Annotated in this window: 26 protein-coding genes; 13 read left to right on the top strand and 13 right to left on the bottom strand. The window is 42.8% G+C overall.

Annotated features, from left to right (window positions below):
- Positions 1-273: 273 nt before the first annotated feature.
- Positions 274-1,824 (bottom strand): nitric oxide reductase transcriptional regulator NorR, encoded by a 1,551-nt coding sequence (gene norR / locus OCU48_RS07720; protein ID WP_141344028.1) that lies wholly within the window; start codon positions 1,822-1,824, stop codon positions 274-276.
- Between the two features lie 204 nt (positions 1,825-2,028).
- Between norR and OCU48_RS07715 the strand changes: the two genes are divergently transcribed.
- The 3 genes from OCU48_RS07715 to norW all read left to right on the top strand — a co-directional run bounded on the left by OCU48_RS07715 (position 2,029) and on the right by norW (position 5,673).
- Complete coding sequence (locus OCU48_RS07715; RefSeq protein WP_141344027.1) at positions 2,029-2,799, top strand: ferredoxin--NADP reductase; 771 nt, start codon at positions 2,029-2,031, stop codon at positions 2,797-2,799.
- A gap of 259 nt (positions 2,800-3,058) precedes the next feature.
- Positions 3,059-4,534, top strand: coding sequence for an anaerobic nitric oxide reductase flavorubredoxin (gene norV, locus OCU48_RS07710; protein WP_141344026.1), 1,476 nt, complete (start codon positions 3,059-3,061; stop codon positions 4,532-4,534).
- Positions 4,534-5,673, top strand: coding sequence for an NADH:flavorubredoxin reductase NorW (norW, locus tag OCU48_RS07705; protein WP_141344025.1), 1,140 nt, complete (start codon positions 4,534-4,536; stop codon positions 5,671-5,673). Before norV ends, norW begins: the two co-directional genes overlap by 1 nt.
- A 132-nt stretch (positions 5,674-5,805) precedes the next feature.
- Here the strand turns inward: norW and OCU48_RS07700 are convergent, their stop codons facing one another.
- On the bottom strand, positions 5,806-6,045 hold the full coding sequence (locus OCU48_RS07700; protein ID WP_141344024.1) for an RNA recognition motif domain-containing protein: 240 nt from the start codon (positions 6,043-6,045) through the stop codon (positions 5,806-5,808).
- Positions 6,046-6,107: 62 nt separating this feature from the next.
- Complete coding sequence (locus tag OCU48_RS07695; RefSeq protein WP_141344023.1) at positions 6,108-6,605, bottom strand: hypothetical protein; 498 nt, start codon at positions 6,603-6,605, stop codon at positions 6,108-6,110.
- A 137-nt stretch (positions 6,606-6,742) separates the two neighbouring features.
- On the opposite strand from OCU48_RS07695, the gene OCU48_RS07690 reads away from it, so the two are divergent.
- The 3 genes from OCU48_RS07690 (at position 6,743) to OCU48_RS07680 (ending at position 7,711) form a co-directional block, all read left to right on the top strand.
- On the top strand, positions 6,743-6,961 hold the full coding sequence (locus tag OCU48_RS07690) for a VF530 family protein (protein WP_141344022.1): 219 nt from the start codon (positions 6,743-6,745) through the stop codon (positions 6,959-6,961).
- A 69-nt stretch (positions 6,962-7,030) separates the two neighbouring features.
- Entirely contained in the window at positions 7,031-7,246 is a 216-nt protein-coding gene (locus tag OCU48_RS07685; RefSeq protein ID WP_141344021.1) for a TIGR02450 family Trp-rich protein, read from the top strand.
- Positions 7,247-7,312: 66 nt separating this feature from the next.
- Positions 7,313-7,711 carry a ribosome recycling factor family protein gene (locus OCU48_RS07680; protein ID WP_244312221.1) on the top strand — a complete coding sequence of 133 codons (399 nt, stop codon included), beginning with the start codon at positions 7,313-7,315 and terminating at the stop codon, positions 7,709-7,711.
- 231 nt (positions 7,712-7,942) lie between these two features.
- Here OCU48_RS07680 and OCU48_RS07675 read toward each other — a convergent pair whose 3' ends face one another.
- The 5 genes from OCU48_RS07675 to cls form a co-directional block, all read right to left on the bottom strand.
- Positions 7,943-8,233: a putative quinol monooxygenase gene (locus OCU48_RS07675; protein ID WP_141344019.1), complete on the bottom strand. Its 291-nt coding sequence runs from the start codon at positions 8,231-8,233 to the stop codon at positions 7,943-7,945.
- A 209-nt stretch (positions 8,234-8,442) separates the two neighbouring features.
- Positions 8,443-9,588, bottom strand: a complete 1,146-nt coding sequence (locus tag OCU48_RS07670; protein WP_141344018.1) for a ribosomal protein uL16 3-hydroxylase — start codon at positions 9,586-9,588, stop codon at positions 8,443-8,445.
- A gap of 266 nt (positions 9,589-9,854) precedes the next feature.
- Entirely contained in the window at positions 9,855-10,361 is a 507-nt protein-coding gene (locus tag OCU48_RS07665; protein ID WP_141344017.1) for an RNA methyltransferase, read from the bottom strand.
- A gap of 137 nt (positions 10,362-10,498) precedes the next feature.
- A complete protein-coding gene (locus OCU48_RS07660) occupies positions 10,499-11,722 on the bottom strand; it encodes a cystathionine beta-lyase (protein WP_141344016.1) in 1,224 nt (407 codons plus the stop codon).
- Positions 11,723-11,817: 95 nt separating this feature from the next.
- Positions 11,818-13,272 (bottom strand): cardiolipin synthase, encoded by a 1,455-nt coding sequence (gene cls, locus OCU48_RS07655; protein ID WP_141344015.1) that lies wholly within the window; start codon positions 13,270-13,272, stop codon positions 11,818-11,820.
- Between the two features lie 265 nt (positions 13,273-13,537).
- Between cls and OCU48_RS07650 the strand changes: the two genes are divergently transcribed.
- Positions 13,538-14,227: a TIGR01621 family pseudouridine synthase gene (locus OCU48_RS07650; RefSeq protein ID WP_141344014.1), complete on the top strand. Its 690-nt coding sequence runs from the start codon at positions 13,538-13,540 to the stop codon at positions 14,225-14,227.
- Between the two features lie 17 nt (positions 14,228-14,244).
- Entirely contained in the window at positions 14,245-15,174 is a 930-nt protein-coding gene (locus OCU48_RS07645; protein WP_141344241.1) for a class I SAM-dependent methyltransferase, read from the top strand.
- Between the two features lie 73 nt (positions 15,175-15,247).
- Here OCU48_RS07645 and OCU48_RS07640 read toward each other — a convergent pair whose 3' ends face one another.
- The 4 genes from OCU48_RS07640 to OCU48_RS07625 are packed head-to-tail and all read right to left on the bottom strand — an operon-like array spanning position 15,248 to position 16,920.
- Entirely contained in the window at positions 15,248-15,661 is a 414-nt protein-coding gene (locus tag OCU48_RS07640; protein ID WP_141344013.1) for a GspS/AspS pilotin family protein, read from the bottom strand.
- 2 nt (positions 15,662-15,663) lie between these two features.
- Positions 15,664-15,960 carry a YciI family protein gene (locus tag OCU48_RS07635; protein ID WP_141344012.1) on the bottom strand — a complete coding sequence of 99 codons (297 nt, stop codon included), beginning with the start codon at positions 15,958-15,960 and terminating at the stop codon, positions 15,664-15,666.
- Positions 15,961-15,971: 11 nt separating this feature from the next.
- Complete coding sequence (gene yciA, locus OCU48_RS07630; RefSeq protein WP_141344011.1) at positions 15,972-16,382, bottom strand: acyl-CoA thioester hydrolase YciA; 411 nt, start codon at positions 16,380-16,382, stop codon at positions 15,972-15,974.
- Between the two features lie 4 nt (positions 16,383-16,386).
- Positions 16,387-16,920 carry a septation protein A gene (locus tag OCU48_RS07625; RefSeq protein WP_141344010.1) on the bottom strand — a complete coding sequence of 178 codons (534 nt, stop codon included), beginning with the start codon at positions 16,918-16,920 and terminating at the stop codon, positions 16,387-16,389.
- 214 nt (positions 16,921-17,134) lie between these two features.
- Here OCU48_RS07625 and OCU48_RS07620 point away from each other — a divergent pair, with 214 nt between their 5' ends.
- The 5 genes from OCU48_RS07620 (at position 17,135) to OCU48_RS07600 (ending at position 20,353) form a co-directional block, all read left to right on the top strand.
- Positions 17,135-17,644 (top strand): TetR/AcrR family transcriptional regulator, encoded by a 510-nt coding sequence (locus OCU48_RS07620; RefSeq protein WP_141344009.1) that lies wholly within the window; start codon positions 17,135-17,137, stop codon positions 17,642-17,644.
- Complete coding sequence (locus tag OCU48_RS07615; RefSeq protein ID WP_141344008.1) at positions 17,641-18,684, top strand: alcohol dehydrogenase family protein; 1,044 nt, start codon at positions 17,641-17,643, stop codon at positions 18,682-18,684. The genes OCU48_RS07620 and OCU48_RS07615 overlap by 4 nt, the downstream gene beginning before the upstream one ends.
- A 64-nt stretch (positions 18,685-18,748) precedes the next feature.
- Positions 18,749-19,375: a DsbA family protein gene (locus OCU48_RS07610; RefSeq protein WP_141344007.1), complete on the top strand. Its 627-nt coding sequence runs from the start codon at positions 18,749-18,751 to the stop codon at positions 19,373-19,375.
- Positions 19,376-19,461: 86 nt separating this feature from the next.
- On the top strand, positions 19,462-19,707 hold the full coding sequence (locus OCU48_RS07605; protein ID WP_141344006.1) for an HP1242/YdcH family protein: 246 nt from the start codon (positions 19,462-19,464) through the stop codon (positions 19,705-19,707).
- 148 nt (positions 19,708-19,855) lie between these two features.
- Positions 19,856-20,353: a hypothetical protein gene (locus OCU48_RS07600; RefSeq protein WP_141344005.1), complete on the top strand. Its 498-nt coding sequence runs from the start codon at positions 19,856-19,858 to the stop codon at positions 20,351-20,353.
- A gap of 47 nt (positions 20,354-20,400) precedes the next feature.
- On the opposite strand, the gene OCU48_RS07595 is transcribed toward OCU48_RS07600, so the two are convergent.
- Positions 20,401-21,207: an SDR family NAD(P)-dependent oxidoreductase gene (locus OCU48_RS07595; protein ID WP_141344004.1), complete on the bottom strand. Its 807-nt coding sequence runs from the start codon at positions 21,205-21,207 to the stop codon at positions 20,401-20,403.
- Positions 21,208-21,446: the final 239 nt, after the last annotated feature.

The following is a 21,446-nucleotide window of genomic DNA, read 5'->3' as shown; positions in this document are numbered from 1 at the left end:
AAATATGTACCTCTATGCCTAACCCTCATTGGTATGTCGTGGATAAGAGAATTTGACCAGCCACATTTAAGTTTCCTGCTTCGTTACGATACTAGGAGTAATGCAAACAATCAGAGTGCTTAATGGATCGTAACTCGGAATTGTCCAGAACCTTCTTAGCGCGATAATCGCTAACAACTCCAGATTGTAGTTACAAAGAACAAACTCTTGTTCCTGAAAAACTGCTCCAATAGAGCGAGATAATTGGGTTCTAAAGCCGCATATGTATTCTTATCATTTCAGTCCCAAGCGCTTCATCAATCGATGTAAGTTACCAGGATTGAGCCCTAGCTGTTTTGCTGTGGTGCTGAGTTTTTTGTCGTTATTTAAGTAAACGGATTGTATAAGCTCGATTTGAAATTGTTCAGTGGCCTCTTTTAAGCCTAGGTCTTGCCAGTGCACGATAGAGTGGTGTGCGTTAGATGGTTCTGGATTAGCGGCCTTATTTGTATCGGGCATTTCCGTATGGGTAAACTGGAAGTGGCTTGGTTTTAATACAAGATGTGTGGCGTTGCTTTGTGCTTTGGCGATGACACTGGCTCGGTTTATGGCATGCTCAAGTTCTCGTACGTTCCCTTCCCAAGGGTTGTTTTGGAGTAGGGTTAGTACCTCAGCATCCAGAGTGATGCTAGATACATTGAGTTTATGCTGGCACTGCTCTGCAAAAAATCCCGCCAATAGAATAACGTCTTTGCCTCGCTCTCGAAGTGGCGGAACAAATAAGGGGAACACGCTTAGCCTGTGGTAGAGATCGGAGCGAAAATGGCCTTTTATCACCTCTTCGTGCATTACTCGGTTTGTTGCGGCAATAATGCGAACATCTACCTTGATATTACTATCATCTCCTACGCGCTGTATGTCGCCGTATTGTAGTGCTCGCAGCAGTTTAGCTTGCAAAGCTAGCGACAGTTCGCCAACTTCATCAAGAAAGAGTGTGCCGTGATTGGCCAGTTCAAACTTACCTTTTCGGTCGCTGATTGCGCCGGTGAAAGCCCCCTTGATATGCCCAAAAAGCTCACTTTCTGCTACCGACTCGGGTAGGGCAGCACAATTTAGGTACACAAAGGATTTATCTTTGCGGTCAGATTGAGCGTAGATGGCATGTGCAACAAGCTCTTTACCGACCCCTGTTTCTCCCATGATCAGCACGGACAGATCCGTATGTGCGACCGCTGAAATGTGAGATTTAAGCTCAGTGATTCCTGGAGATTGGCCGATAAAATCTAACTGATTGTAATTAGTACGCTTGGAGTTTGATGTGCTCGACACGCCTACATTTTTTTCAAGCTTTGCCACTAATAGAGCAGTATGCAAACTATTAGCTGCTAGCGCGCTGATCAATCTAAAGTCGTCATCGGCAAAACCATCAAATAGGGTAGGGTCAAAGGCATCAATGGTTACTGCACCAATCAGGTGATCTTCTTGAAATAGAGGAAGCCCAATACAAGAGTGAACCTCTAGTTTTTGATCATGGTTGGGGATCAGCGCATCGTAGGGGTCGGGAAGATCACTGTCAGAGGGAAAGCGAACAATATCGCCAGCTCTGGCAATGGCCTCAAGACGAGGGTGCTGCTCAATGTTAAAGCGACGGCCCAATACATCCTCGCTCAGGCCATTGATTGCGAGTGGAATGAAGTTTTGCTGTTGGAATAGCAGTAGCGCAGCCGCATCACAATGCAGCATGTTTCGAATTGTGGTGAGTAGTCGTTGAAAACGATCTTGTTCGGAGATACCCGATGTAATGTCTCGAGCAACCTGTATCCACTCTCCCTTATACTTTTTCATAAACTGCTCACTATCAATTGATACTTTTGTCAGTGTAACAAAGCTTTGTCATAAAGATATGAAATCTGACTTTGTCGTAATGATAATATCCAGTGATTACTATGCTATAAGGATCTGAATTATAATAAATAATTGCTATTGGCATGCCCATTGCATTTAATTGAACTAAATTAAATGTATTGGCAAATTAAGAGGTTGAGCGATATGACTCCGCATGTTGGGTTTGTTTGTGGTTTAGTAATTTCTAGGGTTGATTGGACTGATATTTTATTTTCTATAAGAGTAAAGGTGCCGGATATTTCATTTACCGCCGGCCAGTTTACTAAGTTAGGTTTGTACAACGCTGAGGGTGACTTTCTACGTAAGGCTTATTCAATAGTGAATTCCCCAGAGGATTATCAGGAAACGGGAGAGTTGGAGTTTTTAATTATCTCAGATCCTGATGGAGCGCTATCGCCTAACCTGCATACCCTGCATCCAGATGATGAAGTCATGGTGGGAGAGCAGTGCGCTGGGTTTATGACGTTAGATGAAATCCCAGACAATGCGACAGAGTTGTGGATGATGGGAACAGGAACAGGTATTGGCCCGTACCTATCCATTCTGCAATCAGAATCGTTTCCTGAGCACTATACCGATATCATTTTGGTACATGCGGTGCGCTTTAAACAAGATCTTGTGTATAGCGATTTGATTGAAAGCTTTCAGGAGAAATTTGGCAACAGGTTTAAATACGTTCCTATAGTGTCTAGAGAAGAAGTACCAGGGAGCCTCTCTGGTCGAGTGCCACAACTCATAGAAAAGAGAGTGCTAGAGTCTCATACTGGTGTGCGTCTTGATATGGAGAAAACATTTGTTTACTTGTGTGGTAATCCCTCCATGGTTCGCGAGAGTGGGCTGACTCTGACCCAAAGAGGCTATCACAAACATCTGAGGCGAAAGCCCGGTCATTATAGCTCTGAGAATTATTGGTAAGATCTCACAAACGTCTTTTGCCAACAACGCAGCATCCTGAGGTAATTTCAGAATGCTGCGTTTTAGTTTGAGGGCGCATGATTTTTGTTTTATCTATATGACAAAATTGTCTTTGTGATTATGAATTGACGTTATCATATTCACAATATCAATGAATCTATTTACCTAACTTCCTTTTAAAACAGTCGGTTAAAAAGTTGGCACGCTTGATGCTATGCAAGAGGTAATTCTTATTTGCACAAGTAGTAAAGGCAATACAATGACGATTCATGTTAAAAACAATATTCACTGGGTAGGACAACGCGATTGGGAAGTTCAAGATTTCCACGGTACAGAATTCAAAATGACAAAGGGCACAAGCTACAACAGCTACCTTATCCGTGAAGAAAAGACGGTACTTATTGATACCGTTGACCATAGATTTAGCCATCAGTTCTTACAAAACCTAGAAATGGAAATCGACCTTAAAAGCATCGATTACATTGTCGTAAACCACGCCGAAGAAGATCATTCAGGCGCTTTAGCGGCTCTGCTTGAGCGTATTCCGAACACACCAATCTATTGTACTGAAGCCGCCATTGACTCAATTGTTGGTCATCACCATCATCCAGAATGGAACTTTAAGACAGTTAAAACCGGTGACAGCTTAGATATTGGTAACGATAAGCAATTGGTGTTTGTTGAAGCACCTATGTTGCATTGGCCAGATAGCATGATGACCTATTTGACCGGAGATGCTGTGCTGTTTAGCAACGATGCCTTTGGCCAGCACTACTGTGATGAGCATTTGTTCAATGATGAAGTTGATCAAACAGAACTTATGGATCAGTGCCTTCGTTATTACTCAAATATTCTGACGCCATTTAGCAACCTAGTAACGGCAAAAATCAAAGAAGTACTCAGCTTCAACTTGCCTGTAGATATGATTGCGACTTCACACGGCATTGTGTGGCGCGACAACCCAGCACAAATTATTGAGAAATACCTAGAGTGGGCCGACGATTATCAAGAAGACCGCATCACTATTTTCTATGACTCTATGTCTAACAATACTCGAATGATGGCAGATGCTATTGCTCAAGGTATTTACGATGTTGACCCTGCTGTTGCGGTTAAAGTATTCAACGTATCGCGTCAGGATAAGAATGAGATTCTTTCGAATGTATTTCGCTCTAAAGGTGTGCTCGTAGGCTCGTCGACCATGAACAATGTGATGATGCCTAAAGTCGCGGGTATGCTAGAAGAAATCACTGGGCTGCGTTTTAAACAGAAAAAAGCCGGTGCCTTTGGCAGTTACGGTTGGAACGGAGGTGCTGTAGACCGAATTCACTCTCGTTTAACCGATGCTGGCTTTGAAACTGTAGCTGGCCTAAAAACGAAATGGCGCCCTGACGGTAAGGCAATGAGGATCTGCCGTGCTCACGGTCAGCAGATCGCCAAGCAATGGGCTTTGCATGAATTGAATGTTCAACCTTTTCAAGTAGTGGAAGCAGAGGCTGCTCCGGCTCTGTCGGTTGCGGTTCCAGAAAAGCAAAAACCACAAGCTCACGGGGCGGACTGTGATTGCATGATCTGTACCGTGTGCAACTGGGTATACGATCCAGAAATAGGCGAACCTAACCAAGGTGTTGAACCTGGAACTGTATGGGGCGACGTGCCTGACTACTTCTTATGTCCAGAATGTAATCTTGGTAAGGATGTATTCGCAGTACACACTCGTTGCGAGGTAGCGTAATGAATCCAGTGACAATTATTGGTAGTGGCTTTGCTGCTTACCAACTGGTTAAAACCTTGCGCAGAATGGATCAGCAGGTGCCTATTCGTGTTATTACCGCTGACAGAGGGCATGACTACAATAAGCCGGATCTCAGTCATGTAGTATCACGACAACAAACTTCACAACAGCTGATATCTACCGCCGCTGAGATATTTGCCAGCGAACAAAACATAGAGCTGTGCACAGAACATAGGGTAGAAGACATTGATTTAGATAAGAAAGCTGTGTTCGCCAATGAACAGCGCTTTGATTATTCAAACCTTGTTTTGGCAACAGGCGCTATGCCTTTCATTCCTCCTATACAAGGCTTGAGAGAGAGCGGTCCCATCACTCTCAATAGCCTCAAAGAGTTTGATGCGTTTAGTGAACGTCTTACTAAAGCTAATTCGATATTGGTGATTGGTGGTGGCTTGATTGGGGTTGAGATCAGTATGGATCTTGCTTTAGCAAACAAGCAAGTAACCGTTATTGAGGCCGGTCAGCGCCTCATGGGAAACCAGTTGCCAGAGCTAGTAGCGCTAAAGTTAGAGCAATCTTTTGATCAGCTAAATATTGATACTCGCTCGGGAGAAACCGTCACTAAGGTCAGCCCATCTGAAAGCGGTTACCAAGTTAAGCTTGGTAATGGTGAACAGTTGAATGTTGATGAAGTGTTGGTTTGTGCTGGCTTAGTTCCTAACACTACCTTAGCAAAGCATACAGGTCTTGCTGTAAACCGTGGCATTTGTGTTGATGAATCAATGCAGACGTCAGAGAACAATATTTATGCTTTAGGTGATTGTGCTGAGTTTGGTGGTCAAGTGAGAGCCTATCTTCAACCTACAGTTGTGAGTGCGTCGGCATTGGCTAAGACCTTATTGGGCGAGCTTACCGCAGTGGTGCTACCGAAAATGATGGTGAAGGTTAAAACGCCCAAGTATCCTATTCAGATCGCAGGCACTACCTCAGACAGTCAAGTGCATCGTTGGAATCTGGATATCCAATCTGACGGCATAGTTGCTAAGGCCTATAACAAACAAGAAGTGATGATTGGTTTTGTTGCGACACAGGATAAAACCAAGCAAGCCTTTCCTTTACTACGAGAGTTATCCGCTTAAGGTTTGGAAATTAAATTTCCTGCATTTACCTTATGTAAGCGCTGCCTGCTTACGAGTAAATGAAACTGTCAATAAATAACAGTATAGAAACAACGAAGCCAGCTCAATGAGTTGCTGGCTTCTTAGTATTGGCTAGCTCTTAGCTAGTTTTACTCGTATCTTGCTTTTTTGCACATCAGCTTGATCTAATGCAGAGATGGCGGCTTTCGCTTCAGTTGTGTTTGGCATTTCAACAAAAGCAAAGCCCTTAGATAGGCCTGTCTCTTGGTCTAGCACTAGGTTACACACCGTAACGTCACCGTGCTCAGAGAAAAGAACACGAATCTCATGTTCAGTCATTTTGCGTGAAAGGTTGCGAACTAAAAGTTTCATCTTTGACCTTGATAGATAAATTCGGGGCTAATTGTCGCAGTTTAGGCTCCCAATACCAAGCATTAAAATCCACCCGCCCATGTGTCATAGTCATCAATCGTTTGTTTCTCCTCTTTTGTAAGAGGGGCTGGGTAATAAGGAAGAGCCAGTAATTTTTCCGAAGGGAGCAGTTCCCAATCAGGCGTGATTCTATAGCGATGTAATTCTTCAGCTATACGCACATACATATAATAACCATCGGCGTGAGTATTGGCATAGCTGGCTATAGTTGCGATATCGCCTGAAGGTATCTTAACCTTGCGACCAAGCGGATAGAGTTGATGTAAGGCGAAGCTCACGGTGGCATCTTGCAAGATACCTTGTTTAAACCTTTCCAAACCTATGGCGGTTGAAGTAGAACGGTGGGTCCAACCTGTAAGATACAACCCCGTTAGTGAATCTTTGAATGGCTTGCCCTTACGAATGCCTTCATTTGAGATGAATTGCACGCTAAGCACATCGCCTTGCTGGTCTAGAATCTCTAGAAATTGCTCGCCGGTTTTATCTGCTAGGAGTCTCATGTTTTTTTCTTAAAGTAGAATGATTCATACTGCGAATTGGTCACAAAAACTAAATAATGCGCGAATTTGTTTGCATCATCTTTGATTTAGAGTCACATTGAGCACAATTTTTGTCAATTCATAAGTAGAAGTAAGTTATGACTCAACAGCAACCCAATAATCCTTTACACGGTCTCTCTTTAGAGAAGATCTTAACGCGTTTGGTGGAGCATTATGGTTGGAGCGGTCTGCATGCTGAAATTCGAGTGAACTGTTTTAATAGTGACCCTTCTATTAAATCATCATTAAAGTTTTTAAGAAAAACGCAGTGGGCAAGAGATAAAGTGGAAGCGCTTTATATCAGCACCTTCAGTTAAAATAAGTAAGTTAGCACAAATTGATGGTTGTTCTCGTACAAAGCAGGGTGTTTATAGCGAGGTACAACAATGAATCAAATTAATCCCAAAAAATTGCTACGAAGTAAATGGACGGCCGTAAACTGTCATAATAAAGAGAAGCACTTTATTGTCACAGAAGTAGAATTCGATGAAGAAGGGCTGGTTGAGCTCTGTATTATAGAGCCTATCGTCACCAAGCGAGCTCGCTCTATTGATTGGATGGTATTGAAAGATCCAAAACAGTGGCTACATGGATGGAAGTAGTTAGTGTGCATCAATCATCGTTCACTAACTATTAACCTAGTTACACCGTAACTCAATGAAATAAAAATGGACCAAAGTATCACCGTCGCATTGCCTTCTTTAATTCATAGAGTAGGTAAAGAAACCGTACAGTCGGTAAAGCAACTTGCACTCAAACATGAGTGTGAGCTAAAGAGAGTACGCCGAAGTCGACACTGGCAAGTGTCAGGAAATGCATTGAATGTCCAGGCGCTCTGCTTGGCATTAACGCAAGAACCAAAGGATGTGTTATTTATTCTCAAAAAGCTGGATCTCGCCCTGCAACTTCATCAAGATAAACTAGAGTTACCTGCGGATCGCTTGAAGCGTTTACTGATTGAAAATCCGAACATGACTTTGTCAGAGTTGATGGAAATGACACGCTGCTCTGTTGCTGAGGCGAGAAGAGCACGATTCGAAGTAGACGGGTTTGAATCTTTAGATTAACCCTTATAGATTTAAAGACACCTTAATATTGGGTTCATTGCTTTTTAAAACCGCTCACTCTGTTTTTGTATGCCGATATGCGTATCAAATTATGGTGCTGATTTCTTTGTGTCACTCCAGAAATATGTCGCTCAATGTTACTTTAGATAACCACTCAAATGCTCAATACCTTTTAGACGAAAAGCCCCAACAACGGTGGCGTTGTTGGGGCTTTAAAAAAGGGTAGTTGCGTTAAGCGATTTGTGTCATTTCATTAAGGATGAATTGATCAACCGCACCCTCTGTCGCTACCATATAATCAGCTAGGTGTTGGTTACCCATATGCGTCTGCCATAGTTCGCGAGATACCCAGTTTTCATAAAACATAAAGTGCGCAGGATTTTCATTGTCTTGGTGCAGGTCGTAGTTGATACAACCCTCCTCTACACGAGTCACATCGATGAGTTTAAGTAACTCAGCTTTTACCAATTCAATTTTGTCGTCTTTAGCAATGATGTTCGCAACGATTGTTAGCTTAGTCATGTGATGTTCCCCTTGGAATGTATTTGCGTTGATGGGGGAATAATAGTCCGATATTACTCACATATAAACAGCGATATATTTGATTTATTCTCAAATTTAAATTGATAAAAGAAGCAGGAAATAGTCTACCGTGTTTGGTGAGCAAAAAAATGGCTCCAATAAGGAGCCATAGAAAACTATCGTCAACGGGTATTAGTAATCGAGGTTATTTATTCGGTATCGATATACCAGTAACCTTTGTTGATTAATTCGCACAGTAGCGATACGTTTGCCGCGGCAATACCACTTGGGAAATCATCAACGCTAAGCTGTTGTTTTCCGCAAAGTAGCTTGATGATTGAGTTGTCTTCTTCGGAGACTTTTATAACTTCTCCGTTTATATAGGCAATGCATTCATCTTGCTCATGATATAGGGCGCGCAAGCCTGATACTTTTTCTATGCTACCGCCGGAGAGTAGGTGGTTAGCGACTTCTTCACTTTCCCATAAAGGCTCAGGAGTTATGATGTTCAATTGATGGCGTGATTGACTCAGTAAACACCCCATAAAGTCATTCACGCGATGCTCATCTTCCATCGATGACAAGAGCATCTCTGTTAAAGAATTTAGGTCGCTAGTGCTAATCTGACCAAAATTATCCTGTGTCTTCATTTTTGGTTTATGCAGGTGAACATCACCAACATCATTGGCCAAGATGTAGTCTGCAAAATTACTGATTAATTCTTGCTCTTTCGGAGAACGAAAGCCAATTGAGAAGCTCATGGACGGCTCAAGTGCGAATCCATCATGAGGAAATCCTGGTGGAATATATAAGATGTCACCCGGTTCAAGAACTTGATCAATGATAGCCTCAAAGCCTTCGATTTGACGCAAGGCACTGTGTTGGTTGGTTTCAACATATTGCCCCTCATCTTTTGCGCCTACACGCCAATGACGTTTACCACTGCCTTGTACAATAAAGACGTCGTATTGGTCAATGTGCGGACCCACACCACCATCCTTAACTGAGTAGCTGATCATTAAGTCATCGAATAACCACTGCGGCATAGCTTTAAATGGTTCAACAAGCTCCGCTGCACCTTGATGCCAGTGGTTTGCAGCTTGAACGATGATAGACCAGTTAGTCTCTTCTAGTGAGGCATATTTTTCCTCAGTAAAAGGCCCATGCTCAGCAATCCACTTGCCATCTTTATTAGAGACATAACGCGAGTCGACTTCTTCTTCCATTGTCAGTCCAGCAAGTTCTTCGGCTGTGATAGGGTCTTGGAAGTTTGCAAAACCACCCTTAATAATAGTGGGTTTCTTTTGCCAGAATTCAGTTAAAAACTGTTCCAGTGAAATCGTTAATTGATACATGTTAAACCTTGATATTGTAAGCCAAACTTGTGTTTGGCTATGGGTATAAATTTGGTGGTTTGTTTGGGCTCTAGATTCCCGCTAACGGCATGCGGGAATGACAGTGTTTTAACCACGCCAGAAGTGACAAGATCCCCGCCATGCGCGAAGCAACAAGGCCTTCGTCATGTACGAAGTGACAGGTTTTTTTGTCATGTGCGAAATGATATGATCCTCGTCATGCCCGAAGTCTTTTATCGGGCATCCCAACACAATAACGAATAAAGCTAAACCTTGAGGCGATTGTTCACATCTCGGCTTTGGATAACGCGCTCGGCATGGTCAATCTCTTGATTAGACTTTGCTAGGCGATCATAAAGAAGCACGTTAACCGTTGCTGCAAGGTTCATACATCCTATCGTTGGCACGTAGACAACCGCATCCGCTTTGTCGACAACTTGTTGTGGGATAGAACCGTCTTCAGGTCCAAATATGTATATGGCTTTCTCTGGATGCTGAAATTGAGGTAACGGCGTTGCACCTTCTGCAAGTTCAACACAGACAATCTTTGTGTCTTGGTCGAGTTCTCCAGTAAGAGATTCCATCTGTCTTAAATCTATTTTACCTGCCATATCCTTAGTGTCGGTATGGTACTTGGCCGCTTGCGCAAAGCGAGTTCCGGTAAAGCGGACTTCACTTGCTTGGTAACATCCTGCTGCACGCATAACTGCGCCGACATTGGTTGGACTTTTAGGGTTACATAGGCCAATCATGGAAATAGAATTTTTAGACATTGTTGCTCCGCGCTGCTGAATGTTCGCCAAAAATGGCCGAACCTGCTGTTTACTGCGGGCAGTATATAGGTCTAGCGAAGAAATAGAAGAGTAAAAATAATAGACCTCCCTCGAGTGGGGAGGTCTAACAATAAAAATTAGCTGACCGCGCTTTCTTCGGCTTGAAGAACAGCATTGTAGCGAGCAAAGCCAACTTCGAGATCCTTGATAAGGTCGTCTACGTTCTCAAGACCGATATGAAGTCGGAATAGAGTACCAGTGAAGTTAGGATTTGCTACCGTTCTTAGGCTATTGAAACTTCTCGGCTCGTTGGCCAGAATCAAGCTTTCATAACCCCCCCAAGAGTAACCCATACCAAACAGTTCCATTCCATCGAGCAGAGCTGTGGTTGCTTTGATGTTTTGACTTTTCATTACAAATGAGAACAAGCCATTGCCACCGGTAAAGTCTCGTTTGAAGTATTGGTGACCAGGGCAGGTTTCAAGTTCTGGATGACGAACATGATCAACTTCTGCTCTAGTTGCTAGCCAGTTAGCGACCTTTAAGCTGTTTTGTTGATGCTGTTTGAGGCGCAGATCTAGGGTGCGAATGCCGCGTAGGCCCAGATAAGCATCATCAGGTGACACGCATTGTCCCATCAGGTAGCTATTTTCGCGTAATTGATCCCAATATTTTTCGGTAGCGATTGCGGTACCTAGCATGACATCAGAGTGTCCCACTATGTATTTAGTCGCAGCTTGTATGGAAATATCGACGCCAAACTCAAACGGTGAAAAGTGCAGACCTGCGGCCCAAGTATTATCCAACATAACGATCATATCGTTTTGATGTGCAATTTTTGCAAGTAGAGGTACGTTTTGCACTTCCATGGTAACGGAACCAGGAGACTCTAAGAAAAGAAGCTTGGTATTTGGCTGGATAAGATCTTGTATATCTTCGCCAATGGTTGGTGTGTAGTAGGTGGTTTCAACCCCAAGGCGCTTTAACATAGTGTTGCAGAAATCACGTGTGGGTTCGTAGCAGGTATCCACCATTAGAATGTGATCGCCTGTTTCTACAAAAGATAAGATTGCGTTTGAGATAGCGGCAGTGCCACAGGGATAAAGAGCGCAACCAAAACCACCTTCAAGCTCAACCATTGCATCTTGGAATGCAAAGTGAGTTTGGGTGCCACGGCGACCATAAAAAAGAGCTTTGTTGGTTCGGTTTATGGTCGCTTGGTTTTTCTCAGCGACGGTATCAAACAAGATAGTTGATGCGCGCTGTACGGGTGGGTTGACCACGCCATGGGTGTACTTTTTATCTCTACCCGCACTGATAAGTTGCGTAGTCTTTGTCACTGGAGATTTACTCTTTGCCATCGGCCTTCCCTGATGTAATTGCTATAAGGTTATTTAAACCATGAGCAGGGCAGGCAGTGCAAGGAAAATTACGTTTAATCAAGTAAATCGAATGTTTATAGAACCGGGCTAAATAAGTAAAAAGTACGTTCTAAGAAACGATGTAACATACTTCGCTCACGCCAACGCTCTTCGTCTACCGTTGTTGATTGTTGTATGTAGGTTTGTTGTAACCAATAAAGTTGCTGAGTAAACTCGGCATCATCTACCACTAATGTTACTTCGAAATTAAGCCATAAACTCCTTACATCAAGGTTTACTGTTCCTATCAGGCAGTATTGCTGGTCTATGACGACTGACTTGGTATGTAGCAGCCCACCTTCAAACTCATGAATAATGACTCCTGCAGACAACAGTTCTGCATAGAAGGCTTTGGATGCCCAACCTACCATAATAGAGTCGTTTTTCTTGGGAATAATGAGCTCTACTTTAACGCCACGTTGTGCCGTAGTACGAAGTGTTTGTAGCAGTTCTTCGCTTGGAACAAAGTAGGGTGTTGTAATGGTGACAGACTTACAGGCACGACTAATTGAAATAGTCAGTACTTGCTGGATAAGGTTCTCAGGCATGCCTGGACCAGATGGAACAACCTGTATTGGGTGTAATAGATTATCTTGGTCAATATGACACTCTGGCGACGCAGGGAAAGAACGCTCACCTGTTTCAACTTCCCAATCCCAGCAATGAATAGCAGAAAGAACATTCACTGTTGGACCTGTTATACGCACCATGACATCGACCCACATTCCAACCCCTGCATTCTGCTTAAAATACGCAGGGTCGACAAGGTTCATTGAGCCGGTGTAGGCGATGTTATCATCGATAACGATAATTTTTCTATGTTGCCTAAGATCAAGGCGACGCAGGAACATACGCCATGGATTGACTTGTAGTGCTTGAACAACCTCGACACCCGCATCAAGCATCATTTTGCACCAGGAAGAGGCGAAGAATTTCCGGCTACCTGCGGCATCAATGAGGATTTGACATCGCACACCTCGTTGAGAGGCTTTAATCACAGCTGAAGACACAGCATTAGCTAAGCCGCCTTCATTCCATATGTAGAACTCCATCCGAATAATACTTTGCGCCTGCTCAATATCTTCAACAATCGACTTTAAAATTTTCTCTGGAGTATCTTGTAGAGACAATGTGTTACCACAAAGGGCTGGGATACCCATGCGGTTGGTACATAAATCATCGATATGGGTAATGTGTGTTGGCGTTTTTTCTGGAAGATGGGCATTACAATCGAGTAGCTTTAAAAACCAAGCTTCATAGGGATTAAACATCGCTTTTGCGCGTTCAGCTCGTTTTTTGCCTAGATTCAACTCTCCAAACAGGAAGTAACAGATTACGCCTATTATTGGCAGAATATAGATAATCATTAGCCAAGCTAAAGAGACGCTAACAGAACGCCTTTTGATGACCACCCGAATAGTGACACCTGCTACTATTATCCAATACAACGCGATCCCGATAAGGGTCAGCGCCTGATAAAATTCTTCCATTTCTCTCAGTTAATAATCAATCACTTATAGTTGTAGTGTATACGCAAAAAGCCTCTTTGTACGTCTTTTACTAAAGAGTGTCGTAATGGGCTTAGTTTTAAGGCGAGTTATTGCTGATGGGTAATCGAAGTGTGAATAAAGTGTATGAAAACACATTGGCTTAATGGTCTCAATACGTCAATAGTGACAAAGATAGGATTCACCCAGCGCACACGATATACTTAGGCTTCAATCTCAGTTACCAATCATTCATCTAGAGCCGTTCATGTTTGACATAGTAGATAATCAACCCGATTTCATTCTGATCAACAAGCACCCAGGCGTTAGTGTCCATAAAGATGACAACGATACGGCCTTATTACAAGAAGTCCAAAACACTATCGATAGTGCGCCTCTTTATCTTATCCATAGACTCGATAAGATGACCTCTGGACTGCTATTGCTGGGAAAAAATCAACAGACGGCAAGTGAACTTTCTCAAGCGTTCGCCAAGCGTGAAGTAGAGAAATTTTATCTCGCAATCTCAGATAAAAAGCCAAAGAAGAAGCAGGGGTTAATAAAGGGCGATATGGCAAAGAGTCGCCGCTCTATGTGGAAGCTTATACTAAGTAATGAAAACCCAGCTATTACTCAATTTTTCTCAGCATCTGCTGACGGTTATCGAGTTTTTATATGCAAGCCTCGTACCGGAAAGACCCACCAAATACGTGTAGCATTAAAGTCGGTGGGTAGCCCTATTGTGGGTGATCCAATTTATACGCCGACTAGCAAAAGTGATAGGGGCTACCTACATGCGTTTGCCCTCGCTTTTGAATTTAATGGCAAATCCTACCGTTATCAACTTGACCCTAGCAATGACACAAAGCTTGGTGATTTATGGCAACGACCCGCTATCAAACAACAGATTACAGACTGGCAACAACCACAATTACTGAACTGGCCTAAAATAAAATGACAGAAATACCCCAACCAATGAACCCACAAGCGCTTTTTGTATTCTTTTCTAAATTAAAGGAAGGGCTAGTTTTAGCACCCACCGAGGTAAGACGACTGTTCCACGGACGAGGTCGCACCTATGAGGGGCTTGAGCAGATCACTTGTGATTGGATTGGCCAGCATCTGGTAGTGCAATTATTTAGGCCCGTAACGGATGAATTTCTTGCTGAGCTAACCAAAGGCTTAGAATCACTGGCCTCTGAGCCTGATTACGTATCTATTCGTTCCATCTCAATTCAGCATCGTTATGAGCAGGGTGCCCCAACACAGTTTCTTCTAGGTGAGCAACCAGACAAGGTTGAGGTGGTTGAGTCTGGTCTTAAGTACTGGATGAATATCTCATCCAACCAAAACTCTGGTTTGTTCTTGGACATGCGCCTAGGGCGAGATTGGGTCAGAGCAAACGCTAAGGGCAAGAATGTTCTTAATTTATTTGCTTACACCTGTGGGTTCTCTGTTGCGGCAATTGCTGGTGGAGCGACTCAGGTGGTGAATGTAGATATGGCGAGTTCTTCGCTCAATCGAGGTCGTGATAACCATCACTTGAATAACCAAGAGGTGAGTCGAGTTAAGTTTCTTGCCCATGATATCTTTAAATCTTGGGGGAAAATAAAACGCATGGGGCCTTACGACTTAATCATCTCTGATCCACCTTCATTCCAAAAGGGCAGTTTTGCACTGACTAAGGACTATCAGAAGATCCTGCGTCGTCTGCCCGATTTACTAACTGAAAATGGCCAAGTATTAGCTTGTGTAAACTCGCCATCGGTCACTTCGGATTTTGTCATTGAAGGAATGGCTGAGCACGCCCCAACGCTCAATTACTTACAACGTTTGGACAATCCACCAGAATTTGCAGACGTGGATTCAGAAGCCAGTTTAAAGGTTCAATTGTTTAGCCGTTAGCGTAAAGCTGAAAGCAACAAAAAAGGCCAAATTAGAGTATTCTATTTTGGCCTTTTTTTATCTGAATAAGCAGTTATTCAGTCGATTTTTCTTCACTCGAAGAGCAAGTTTTAGAGGTGATCATTTCTTCAACAACTATTTGACCTCTATTATTGCGAACCTTTATTAGATAGCCGATACCTTCATCCATGGTCGCTTTAACATCTTCTGAGCTGCAATAATAGTTTTTCGCGCTTGCTACTAATTGATCGGCAGGTTTGCTGCCCGATTGATTATATAGCATTTCAATGATGACAATATTTCCTTTTGATGACGCTCTGGTGATGGTCAACGGGCCATATTCTATTGGAAGACTGGAGGCCAATATCCCTGCACGACGGTCTGCTTTGAGTTCTAGTTCTCGTTGTTTGTCACCATTTGATGAACAACCGGCAAGAATAAGCGTGGTCAGTGTTGCGATAAACAGTGTTTTAAGTGATGAATGCATAGTTAGAATACTTTTTTAAAGGGTTTGACGATAACGTTTTGATAAACACCAGCTTCGATGTATGGATCGGCATCAGCCCACGCCTTGGCATCTTGCAAGGATTCAAATTGTGCGATGACGGTAGAACCAGTGAACCCGGCTTCACCAGGATTATCACTATCGATAGCTGGCATTGGACCTGCGGTAAGCAAACGTCCTTGGTCTTGTAAACTTTGCAAACGTTCTAGGTGCTGCTCTCGCACACTAAGGCGTTTTTGCAATGAATCTTCGACATCCTGAGAAAAAATAACATACCACATAGTCAGTCCTTTTACTTTTCAATTGTGCGAGGGCGCCCATTTTCATCAATTGCAACATAATGGAAGGTAGCTTCGCAAACAAGATCGCGCTCACCTGTGCGCTCTCCCATAACTTTTTTGTTCCATACTTGTAATTCAATAGACATTGATGAGTTACCAATGCGACTGCACTCTCCATGACAGCATACTATATCTCCCACAGAAACAGGGCGTTTAAAGGTGATACTTGATACAGATACTGTCGCAATACGTCCTTTTGAGATCTCTTTAGCAAGAATACCTCCTGCCAAATCGAGTTGAGACATAATCCAACCACCAAAGATATCACCATTCGCATTAGTATCTGCTGGCATAGCGAGGGTTCTAAGTAGCATCTCGCCTCTAGGGGTGATTTGGTTTGGTTGAGATGATGGGGAAGTCATTACGTTATTCACTCTCTTTTTGCATATGTTTGTAAATATAAATACCGGTCAACAAGGTGAAAATTAGTGTTGCAGCAAGCAAACCGAAGACCTTGAAGTTAACCCAAGTATCAAGGGGTAAATTGAAAGCGATGTAAATATTAAGGACTGCACATCCGGTAAAAAACAGTACCCAAGCCCAGTTAATCTTACTCCATGCACTATCAGGCAAAGTTATCTCTTTGCCAAGCATCCCCTTAATAACCGGTTTTCCGATTAACTGTGTCACGATGAGTCCTACTGCAAATACAGTATAAACTAGGGTCACCTTCCATTTTATGAAATTGTCATCATGTAGAAATAGGGTCATGCCACCAAAAAAGGTGACCATAATGAAAGTGATGATCTGCATCTTTTCAACTTTTTTGTACATTACATACGTCACAATGAGTTGAAGTGCAGTGGCAACTATTAATGCCCCTGTCGCGGTATAGATGTCGTACGTTTTGTACAACACAAAAAATATTATTAGGGGAATAAAATCGAGTAATTGCTTCATTTTTCTGATTGAAATTAGCGTTTGAATCAGTCTACCTAATTGAACACATGAAATATAGCGTTGACCACCGTTACACGCCTATTAGTCCCCTTTAAATGCTTTTTGTCATAACAATTTTATTTCAGACGATGCCTAATTATTCGAAAATGATTGACCTAGGTAGAATGTTTGCTCTACCATTCAGGTAGAGTAAGCATTCTACCTAGGGGATATTATGGTAAAAGATGAAATTGCGGGTCGTTTAGAGATCGCGTTCAGCCAACACGGTTTTGCACAAATGAGTGTCGCTGAACTTAAAGTCGCCTCTGGAGTGAGTTTAAGAACTCTGTATCGCTACTACCCATCTAAAGAATCTATGGTTATCGGTGCATTAGAGCATCGCCACCAACGCTATCTCTCTTTATTAGATGAAGAGCAATCTTCAAACCCAATGGACTCTGTTATTGCTATTTTTGATGGCCTAGGCCAATGGATGGAAAATAACGCGCCTAAGGGGTGCCTATCAATGAATGCGTTAGCCGCGTTCCCTCACAATGAAGAGGTGAATGAAGCGGTGCAAGAACATAAACAACAAATAGTTCAACTCTTAGCGCGAAGAAGTGCAAGCCCTGAATTGGCGATGGAGTTGTTTTTAATACACGAAGGCGCTTCGCTGGCATGGCCTACTATGGGTGATCAAGCAATCGTGGCAGCCAAAAATGTGGTAAGGAAAATTTTGGAATGAACAAGCAAACGATGTATGGCGTACAGATGACGGGCCATGGTGATTTTGACCAATTGCAATACAGTACAGATATTGAACTGCCTCTCCTTTGCAGAGGTGATGTATTAATTAAAGTATCTGCCGCAGGGGTTAATAATACCGATATTAATACTCGAATAGGCTGGTATTCAAAGAATGATGCAGACGGCGATGATGCCTCTTGGTCCGGTGAAGCTTTGCGCTTTCCTCGTATTCAAGGTGCCGACGTTTGTGGGGTTATTGTTGCAACAGGCGAGGGTGTCGATGAATCGAGAGTAGGGCAACGAGTCATTATCGAACCGTGCTTGAACGAAGCCAATGGTGAGCAACTTTCAAGCCCGTGGTATTTCGGCTCTGAGTGTGACGGTGGGTTTGCTGAATTTACTAAGGTAGCATCACGTTACGCTCATCATCTATCTACACCGCTTTCGGATGTGGAGCTTGCGTCATTTCCTTGTTCTTACTCAACCGCAGAAAATATGCTCACTCGCGCCAAAGTAGGTCCATCCGATACAGTTTTGGTGACAGGGGCAACGGGGGGTGTAGGGTCGGCCGCTATTCAGTTAGCAAAGGCACGCGGCGCTAAAGTGATTGGTGTAACAAGCCCTTCTAAAGAAGCGCTCTTAAAGAGCATAGGAACAGATGAAGTCGTTTTTCGAGATGAAGATCTAGGATCTCGCTTAGGGTTCAATAGCGTTGATGTAGTGATAGATTTGGTGGGTGGCAAGAGCTGGCCTACATTGCTTGATGTGATGAAGCCCAAAGGTCGTTATGCAGTTTCAGGAGCCATTGCGGGCGCGGATGTAACATTGGATCTTCGCACCTTGTATTTAAAAGATTTAAGCTTCTTTGGTTGTACAATTATCGAGCCAGAGGTCTTTCCAAATTTAGTGAAGCGTATTGAAAGCGGGCAGATAAAGCCTCTTGTTGCTATGACATTTCCATTACAACAAATCGAGCAAGCACAGCGGGCATTTATGGAGAAAAATCACTTAGGAAAGATAGTACTAACTCTTGATTAGCCCCTTGCGCTAATCTTGTCATGATGATTAACTGACTAAATAAATCAGTGCGTTAGGAGTGACAATGAGTAAGGATACAATGCGACTTTATCACGTGTATGACCCTATGTGTGCATGGTGTTGGGGCTATAAACCAACATGGCTTCAATTAGAGTCAGCACTAAAAGGCAGACTTGAAATAGTGTATCTAGTCGGTGGGCTAGCCCCAGATACAGATGTGTCTATGCCAATGGAGATGCGTCATCAAATTGCCTCTTATTGGAACAAAATTGAGTCCTTACTGGGGACTCAGTTTAACCACGACTTTTGGTCTTCGAACACGCCCCGTCGTTCCACCTATCCCGCCTGTAGAGCTATGCTTTGTGCAAGACTACAAGGTGCTGAAAAAGAGATGCTTTCCGCAGTTCAACAGGCTTATTATCTTCAAGCTAGAAACCCAAGTGACTTATCTACGCTCATTGAACTTGCAGGTGAGATTGGACTTAATACAGAACAATTTGAGAGAGACTTAGGTTCGTCCGAAATAGAACAAACATTGATGCAAGAACTCAGATTTGCTCGTTCCATAGGGGGTAATAGCTTTCCCTCACTATTTATTGTTAAAGGGGAATCGATTATCGAGCTACCGATAGACTATAAAGATGCCGATGCTACTCTTAGTCAGATAGAACAAGTTTTAGGAAAATTTTAAAGTAATTTTTAGGGAAACAGCGAGTACGTCAAAATAGCATGCTACATTTATTGTGAATCCAACGGCAACTTTATAAAGGAGTAACTATGTTAGGTGAGAAACACTCTCTTGAGAATGACTTTCCGGAGTTACAAGATGTTATTAAGCAATTGGTTGAAAGCAATGAAACCTTTGCTCAGGACAACAAGACCTATACAGCATTAGATAAAGAAATTCGTGTGCTAGAGTTGAACGGTGATCCCATTACCGATGAAGAAATGCATAAGATGAAACACGATAGAGCAGTGTTAAAAGACTCCCTATACCAACGCCTAGTTGTCGCTAAAAGCTAATTTCAAGATCTCTAGATAAGGCCACCATTTCAGTGGCCTCTATTGTTGCGTTGATTACATATTGGGTTACAAACATTCCACATTTTCGCGCCTTAGTGGCTTCTCGCAATTAATGGTTAGGTAAGAGTTAATTGTTTAAAGGAGAGTTATGTCTGCTGCTTACTCGAGTTTTCTCAATTCATTGACAGCATTACAAACAAGCTTAGAAAAACACTCCAATGAATCCGATAAGATTTTGGTGTCTGCGTTGGTTGCATGGGATTGCTACGTTAAGGTTTTAGCACAAGAAGTGTTAGTAGAAAAATATGGAGAAGTACTTTCAACGGACCTTGGCTCAGTAATGCAAACTCGATTGAATAACGACCTCGCAGACTATGACTTCTTTGATTCACAAACGGCACAAGTGCTCTTCAACAATTATTTTTCGGTAGACATCACTCAGCATTGGTCAATCGTTGGTGTTAAAGATGTCGAAGAAGCCTGTCAAAAACTAGACCGATATCAATTCGAACGCTATCAGGTTGAGCATTGCTCGGAATGCACCATTACATCACTACACGGCTTTACAGATAATCCCTTGTGTGTGCTGTTATTGATTAAAAACCTAGGGAAAGCGACGCAAGAGTTCGTTGAACATTGCAGATAAAAAAAGTCCCACTGGGTTGTTTCAGCAGGACTTATACATCGCTTGATCTAGCTATATTTCTCAAGCATTTTATCTAATGTAGAGACAACAGCATGGCACTTGTCGCTGTTGAGTGCATCGCGATGAGGGTCATTAAAACGACCAATATCATTGTCAAAATACTTTCCCGATACGTCAGAAAACTCTTCTGATAACGCAGCATGAACTAGGATATCGGCACCTATCGAGAGGTCACCTCCCGCAACTCCATACGCATCTTTGACCATTTTGCTACCAAGAAATGAGGCCGGATTTACCGCTATGATAGCAGGTCCGTCAGCGCCAAGGGATTGAGCGAGTGTTCTTGTCCACATGGTAATCGCAAGCTTGCTCTGCGCGTATGCTTCACCTTCAGAAAGTGATTTCTCACCTAGTAGCGCGTTGGTATCAACAGTAGACTGAGCTGCTGAAGATAAGTTAACCACACGACTTTCACTGTTCATTAGTGGGAGTAACTTTTGCGTGAGCAAGTAGGGTGCAAGCGTATTTACCACAAAGCGCACATCTAGATTATCGGCTGTTATTGCGTTTGGCACACTGTAAACACCCGCATTATTGATTAATGCATCAAGGTATGAATGATTTTGAGCAATTTTACCCGCTAGCGTTTTAACATCAGATAAACGAGAAACGTCAGATTCGTAGGTCTCGATTTTACTTGCACCCGGAAGCTTAGAAAGCTCATCTTGTACTTTTTGAAGCTTGTGAGGATTACGACCGTGAATTAATAAGTGGTGCCCTTGCTTGGCAAGTGTTTTGGCAGTCTCAAGGCCAATACCATCGGTAGCGCCAGTGATGAGTATGGTTTTCTGCATGGTGACTATCCTCGAATTAAGCGGTGTTACTTATGATAAGTTAGGTATCGGTTGTTAGATCAACAAGATAACACCTTGAATCAGCATTTTAATTAGCTGCACTCACGAAACAGTTTAAAGAATTCATTAATAATTAGTGCAGATCTCCGAGGGAAAGATTTTCTTCGACCGGCGAGGTGATCTCAATAATCTTCAAAAGAGACATTGGAGGATATAAATTGAGCACTTTAGCGAAGTAA

Origin of the sequence: Vibrio inusitatus, assembly GCA_024346935.1 — a bacterium.
GTDB lineage: Bacteria > Pseudomonadota > Gammaproteobacteria > Enterobacterales > Vibrionaceae > Vibrio > Vibrio inusitatus.
Note: the sequence above shows the minus strand (reverse complement) of the source record. Positions and strands in the feature narration are given on the sequence as shown.